Annotated in this window: 6 protein-coding genes; 1 reads left to right on the forward strand and 5 read right to left on the reverse strand. The window is 58.1% G+C overall.

What is annotated here, in order from left to right:
* Window positions 1-85: 85 nt before the first annotated feature.
* Window positions 86-478, reverse strand: coding sequence for a glycine cleavage system protein GcvH (gene gcvH / locus ACJO5Y_RS14470; RefSeq protein WP_406988158.1), 393 nt, complete (start codon window positions 476-478; stop codon window positions 86-88).
* 44 nt (window positions 479-522) lie between these two features.
* A complete protein-coding gene (locus ACJO5Y_RS14475) occupies window positions 523-1,413 on the reverse strand; it encodes a LysR family transcriptional regulator (protein ID WP_406988160.1) in 891 nt (296 codons plus the stop codon).
* A gap of 136 nt (window positions 1,414-1,549) precedes the next feature.
* On the opposite strand from ACJO5Y_RS14475, the gene metE reads away from it, so the two are divergent.
* The gene (metE, locus tag ACJO5Y_RS14480) at window positions 1,550-3,823 is read left to right on the forward strand and encodes a 5-methyltetrahydropteroyltriglutamate--homocysteine S-methyltransferase (RefSeq protein ID WP_406988162.1); all 2,274 of its coding nucleotides are present in this window, start codon (window positions 1,550-1,552) and stop codon (window positions 3,821-3,823) included.
* 40 nt (window positions 3,824-3,863) lie between these two features.
* Here the strand turns inward: metE and cpdA are convergent, their stop codons facing one another.
* The 3 genes from cpdA to ACJO5Y_RS14495 all read right to left on the reverse strand — a co-directional run bounded on the left by cpdA (window position 3,864) and on the right by ACJO5Y_RS14495 (window position 5,970).
* Window positions 3,864-4,670 carry a 3',5'-cyclic-AMP phosphodiesterase gene (gene cpdA, locus ACJO5Y_RS14485; protein WP_406988163.1) on the reverse strand — a complete coding sequence of 269 codons (807 nt, stop codon included), beginning with the start codon at window positions 4,668-4,670 and terminating at the stop codon, window positions 3,864-3,866.
* A gap of 197 nt (window positions 4,671-4,867) precedes the next feature.
* Window positions 4,868-5,353: a DUF1249 domain-containing protein gene (locus ACJO5Y_RS14490; RefSeq protein ID WP_406988164.1), complete on the reverse strand. Its 486-nt coding sequence runs from the start codon at window positions 5,351-5,353 to the stop codon at window positions 4,868-4,870.
* Window positions 5,353-5,970: an NUDIX domain-containing protein gene (locus tag ACJO5Y_RS14495; RefSeq protein WP_406988165.1), complete on the reverse strand. Its 618-nt coding sequence runs from the start codon at window positions 5,968-5,970 to the stop codon at window positions 5,353-5,355. Before ACJO5Y_RS14495 ends, ACJO5Y_RS14490 begins: the two co-directional genes overlap by 1 nt.
* Window positions 5,971-6,114 lie beyond the last annotated feature (144 nt).

Raw genomic sequence — 6,114 nt, forward strand, 5'->3', positions numbered from 1 at the left:
ATGGCGGAGCCCAAGCGTACAGGGACGTATTCACAGCGTGTTTTGGGAGGCCCGACCCACTCAATGCCTGCACGGAACCCGAGAACTACTCCTCGGCAGCCACATGCTCCGCATAGGCAGTAGCGTCCATCAGACCATCCAACTCGCCCTTATCTTCCAGGCGCACCTTGAACAGCCAGCCATCACCGTAAGGATCCTCGTTCACCTTCTCCGGCTCATCTTCCAGGCTCTCGTTCACCTCGATCACCTCACCGGTAACCGGACTGAACACATCCGATGCCGACTTGACGGACTCCGCCACACCGGCCTCTTCAGCGCCATTCACAGTAACGCCAACTTCTGGCAAACCGATGTAGACCACATCCCCCAACTGCTCCTGGGCGAAATCGGTAATGCCCACGGTGGCCGTGCCATCGTCGGAAACGCGAACCCACTGATGGGTCTCGATGTATTTAAGATCTGCAGGTATATCACTCATGATCAGATTCCCTATTGATTTTTCGCGCAGTTTAACCGAAGACGCTAATACCAGCGAACCCCTCGAGCGGTATTCATGAAGGAATTCAGGTAATCCACCTCGCGATCACGGTCACGAAGGCCCAAAAAGATCTGCTTCTGAATGCCCTGGCTGCCCAACCGAACCGGTTTCAGCGACATTTTCTCCGCGTACTCATCCACCAACCACCGCGGCAAAGCCGCCACCCCCCGACCAGCAGCCACCATCTGCAACATGATGTCCGTGGTTTCTATGGTCTTGTGTTTGGCCGGACTGGCGTGGGCCGGGAGCAGAAACCGGGTATAGATATCCAGCCGTTCGACTTCCACCGGGTAGGTAATCAGGGTTTCCTCCGCCAGGTCCGCCGGTTCCGCCCATTCTTTCACGGCCAGTTCGTGCCCGCTGGCCACCACCAGCACCTGCTCATAATCGAACACCGGTTCAAACACCAGGCCAGGCCGGTGCAATGGGTCCGGCGTTACCAGAATATCAATATCGTGCCCGAACAGCGCCCCGATGCCGCCGAACTGAAAGCGTTGCTTCACATCCACATCCACCGTGGGCCATTGCTCCAGATAGGGCCCCACAACCTTGAGCAGCCATTGGTAGCAGGGATGGCATTCCATACCGATCCGCAGGGTGCCGCGCTGCCCTTTTGCAAACTGCCCGATCAGCATTTCCGCATGCTCGAACTGCGGCAACAACCGCGTGGCCAGTGACAGTAAGTACTGACCAGCCTGGGTCAGCCGCAACTGGCGTCCTTCCCGTTCCCACACCGGCGTGCCCAACTGCAACTCCAGCTTCTTGACCGCGTGGCTTAACGCCGACTGGGTCAGATGCAGCGACTCGGCCGCTGACGTCAGCGAGCCCTGGCGCTCCACTTCCCGGAGAATTTCCAGATGATTCCGCTCAATCATGGCCCGCAACCTTTTCGCCATTAATGTGAATTAAATTCATGGATTGTTGAAATAATACCATTATTTTTCATCGTACCAGATGCGTAGTCTTGGTGGCTCTTCCCGAAACCCCATGAACACACGCAAGGACAACATCATGACTACGACACACAATCTGGGCTTCCCCCGGGTAGGCGCAAGGCGGGAGCTCAAGTTCGCCCAGGAGGCATTCTGGAAAGGGCAGCTCAATGCCGAGGAGCTGAACATTACCGCAGCCGACCTGCGGCGTCGCCACTGGTTACAGCAATCGTCACTGACGTTCGCCCCGGTTGGCGACTTCTCCTACTACGACCAGGTCCTGGACATGAGCTTCACCCTCGGTCACCTGCCTGCCCGCGCCCAGGACACCAGCGGTACGGACCTGGACCGCTATTTCCGGGTCGCCAGGGGCCGATCCGCCAACGACACCGCCTGCTGCGCCATTCATGCCGGTGAAATGACCAAGTGGTTCGACACCAACTACCACTACATCGTGCCGGAATTCGACAGCGGCACCCGGTTCCAGCTCAATCCGGAACGTCTGCTGGCGCAACTGGCCGAAGCCCGGGCCCAGGGCGTGAATGCCAAACCCGTTATCATTGGCCCCGTCACCTATCTCTGGCTGGGCAAAAGCAAGGATGACAGTGACCGGCTGGCGTTGCTGGACGATTTGCTGCCGGTGTATGCCGAACTGCTCAACCTGCTGGCGGAACAGGGTGTGGACTGGGTACAGATCGACGAGCCAGCGCTGGTCACCGAACTCAACGGCGACTGGCGGCATGCCTTTAATCTCGCCTATCACCAACTGAAGGCCTGCCCGGTCAAACTGTTGTTGACCACCTACTTCGGAGAGCTGAAGGAAAATCTGCAACTGGCCTGCGAACTGCCGGTCGCCGGCCTGCACCTGGATGCCATCAGCGCCCCTGGCGAAGTCAGCCGGGTCACCGACTGGCTACCGCCCCACAAAATACTCTCCCTTGGCGTCATAAACGGTCGTAATGTCTGGAAAACGGACCTTGAAGCCACATTGGACTGGCTCGAACCGGTGCATGAACGCCTCGGCGAACGTCTCTGGCTGGCCCCTTCCTGTTCACTGCTCCACGTCCCCGTGGACCTTGAATCGGAAACCGCCATGGATCCGGAGGTTCGTTCCTGGCTGGCGTTTGCGGTACAAAAACTGGATGAGCTGCAAACCCTGGCCAGCGCCCTGAGCCATGGGCGTGCGGCCACAGTCGAACCTCTGGCAAAGAACGCGTTGGCCATCGCCAGCCGCAGAAACTCCACTCGCGTGCATAACCCCGATGTCACCCGGGCCGTTGCCGCGATCACACCAGAGCTGGGAGAGCGTAAAAGCCCCTACGCCCAACGCCTGGAACGACAGAAACAACAGCTGGACCTGCCGGCATTCCCGACCACCACCATTGGCTCCTTCCCCCAGACCCGGGAGATCCGCCAGACCCGCCTGCAGTACCGTAAGGGCGACCTCAGCGAGCGGGAGTACACCAGCCGCATCCGTGACGAAATCGCCCGCTGCGTACGGGAGCAGGAGGCACTGGGACTGGATGTACTGGTACACGGCGAAGCCGAGCGCAACGACATGGTGGAATACTTCGGCGAACAACTGGAAGGCTATGTTTTCAGCCAGTTCGGCTGGGTGCAGTCCTATGGTTCCCGCTGCGTGAAGCCGCCCATCCTCTTTGGCGACATCCAGCGCCCACAGGCGATGACAGTGGACTGGATCCGCTACGCCCAGTCACTGACCGACAAGCCACTGAAGGGCATGCTCACCGGCCCGGTGACCATCCTCAACTGGTCGTTCGTGAGGGATGACCAGCCCAGAAAAGACACCTGCCTGCAACTGGCACTGGCGATCCGAGAGGAAGTCCTGGACCTGGAGCAATCCAGCGTGCGTATCATCCAGATTGACGAAGCCGCACTGCGGGAAGGCCTGCCATTGCGACAATCGGACTGGCAGAACTACCTGGACTGGGCCATCGAGGCCTTCCGTATCAGCGCCAACGGCGTCAGCGACGAATCCCAGATCCACACCCACATGTGTTATTCGGAGTTCAATGACATCATCGAAGCCATCGCCCGCATGGACGCCGATGTCATTACCATCGAAACATCACGCTCGGACATGGAACTGCTCGATGCTTTCAAGGGCTTCCAGTACCCGAACGACATTGGCCCCGGCGTGTACGATATCCACTCGCCCAACGTCCCGGAAAAGCAGCACATCGTGTCACTCATGCAGAAGGCGGCAGAACGGATACCCACGGAAAGGCTCTGGGTAAATCCGGACTGCGGACTGAAAACGCGGAGCTGGGAGGAGGTCATCCCGGCACTCCGGGAGATGGTCGACGCCGCCCGAGAATTGCGGAGAGCCTGAAATCAGGAGGGAGGCCTTTGGGCCTCTTTCCAAACCGTGATCAGTAACCGGTGCTATTGATGTCCAGATCAAACTCAAAGTCGGTTGCCCGTCGCACTTCCGTCCGCCCCCCTCCGGAAGCTTCAAGCTCGAACCAGCGGTAGCCGGGCGGCAATGCCTCCACGGCAAACTCGCGCGAACCGGAAGTAAACTGAATACAGGTGGATGGCGTGGCCAGTAACCTGACCCCGTGTCTCTCAAGGTCGTGTTCCTGATGGATGTGGCCCCACAAAACGATCTTGACCTGAGGAAAACATTCAACGACGCGCCAGAACGCATCCCGGTTGCGCAGGCCGATATCTTTCATCCACTCCGATCCGATATCCACCGGGTGATGGTGCAGCGCGATCAGTGTTGGTAAATCCGGGCCCTGCTCCAGGGTCGATGCAAGAAACTCCAGTTCCGACTCTGCCAGTTCACCATACACCTGCCCACGCACAGACGAGTCCAGCAAGATGAATTGCCACCCACCCTGGATAATATGCCGGCGGTTCGCCTGATACTCACTGGCCACCCGCGCCAGGACATCCGGCTTGTCGTGGTTGCCCGCTATCCAGGCCGAGGCGCAGGAGAAGGCGCCCAACCTCTCACCAAAAACGCGGTAAGCCTCTTCCGATCCATCCTGTGCAATATCCCCGGTCGCCAGTATGAGGTCCGGCTGACCGTGGTCTTTAATGACCTTATCAATAACGGCATCAAGGCTGTCCCGGGTATTCACGCCGAGCAACCCGCCAGCGGGATCGGCCAGGAGGTGGGGGTCAGTGATCTGCAGCACCCGGAGAGCCCGGGATTTGTCCTTTCTGGTCATGGCGCTCTGTTTCGTAACTGGTCAACACGCTTGGCTTTAGACCGACTATACGGTGAGAGTAATCCGTTTGCTCACCTCTGAACTGAACCATGATCACATTATGCCTATAGTTACAGGACATATTGCATCATTTGACAACTATGACACAGCCGCTGCGCTTCGCCATCACACCTTAGTCCACTCTTCAACCGCAACCTCTAGTCAACGCCCTCACCAGCCGACCAGAGGGAGTGCTCCATGGGCAGATGCCCGAAGCGCAGACAGTAATCCAGCCAGTCAGCCAGAAAACTGTTCACCTGGACCTTTTCATCCGGGTGGTGCATATAACGGTTGGGGTAATCGTTGACCGGCGCGATCTGGCGATCCCGGTAACAGCTGATCACCTCTGTCATGGCAGCGTCGTGATAGACACGCACCGTCAATTGGGGGTTATTGAGCCATCGGCCGGCGTTGTGGATCTGCTCCAGCAGGAGAGTTTCGGTAAACCGTGCGGTCTGGAGCACCTTGATCCGAACACGGCCGAGATACTGCTCTTCCCGGTGCAGTTCAAACTCGGACACCGGCTTTCCAGCCGACTCCAGCTTCCGGAGTTGGTTCAGGCGCAGATAATTGCCATCGCACAGCGCTCCCAGCCGCCGGAGGTCTGGCACGTATCGCCTGGGCTTCATGGTCCACTCCCCCATCAAACCCATCCTTCCCGCAATCGGGTGCGGTTGAGTTGAAGCCATTGCAACGCAATGATCGCAGCCGCGTTGTTGATGCGGCCATCCTGGATCATGGCCATCGCTTCCTCTGAACTGAACACGTGGGCACGAATGTCTTCGTGCTCGTGCTCAATTCCGAACAGCCCGCCAGCAGATTCGGTGCTGATACGGCCGCAATACAGGTGTATGAGTTCCGTACTACCGCCTGGAGAGACAAGATAATCGCAGATTTTGTCCAGTTTGCTGAAGGTCAGGCCAGCTTCTTCCTGCCCTTCCCTTTGCGCAACTTCTTCCGGTGTTTCACCATCTTCGTTCATGCCGGCGACCAGTTCCAGCAGCCAGGGCGACTGGTCACGGCCCATGGCACCGAGGCGAAACTGTTCCAGCAATACTACTTCGTCCCTTTCAGGATCATAAGGAAGCACGCAGGTGGCATCACCACGGATAAACAGTTCCCGGGTGAATACGGGCATGTCGCCGCCGTCAAAACGCGGGTGTGTCAGCCACAGCTTGTCCATGCGGAAGAAGCCCTGAAAGACGGTTTCGCGCTTTTCGACGTTGACGTCGCTGGCGTTAAACTGAAACGGCTTGGTCATCGTTCACCCGGTTGCTGAATCAACTTTGAACGATAGCCGTTTGTTCGGTGTAACTGCAAGCTCTTCACCCAGCCTGATAGTCATGAGGGCAGGCTGTGTTGGGACCGGTCTCCCAAAACACGCTCCTTGCGGCACATTCATGTG

Source organism: Marinobacter alkalisoli (assembly GCF_045449855.1).
GTDB lineage: Bacteria > Pseudomonadota > Gammaproteobacteria > Pseudomonadales > Oleiphilaceae > Marinobacter.

Excerpts from the sequence above, each read along its gene's own strand:
- gcvH (WP_406988158.1), bottom strand. The coding sequence starts at position 478 with ATGAGTGATATACCTGCAGATCTTAAATACATCGAGACCCATCAGTGG.
- ACJO5Y_RS14475 (WP_406988160.1), bottom strand. The coding sequence starts at position 1,413 with ATGATTGAGCGGAATCATCTGGAAATTCTCCGGGAAGTGGAGCGCCAG.
- metE (WP_406988162.1), top strand. The coding sequence starts at position 1,550 with ATGACTACGACACACAATCTGGGCTTCCCCCGGGTAGGCGCAAGGCGG.
- cpdA (WP_406988163.1), bottom strand. The coding sequence starts at position 4,670 with ATGACCAGAAAGGACAAATCCCGGGCTCTCCGGGTGCTGCAGATCACT.
- ACJO5Y_RS14490 (WP_406988164.1), bottom strand. The coding sequence starts at position 5,353 with ATGGGGGAGTGGACCATGAAGCCCAGGCGATACGTGCCAGACCTCCGG.
- ACJO5Y_RS14495 (WP_406988165.1), bottom strand. The coding sequence starts at position 5,970 with ATGACCAAGCCGTTTCAGTTTAACGCCAGCGACGTCAACGTCGAAAAG.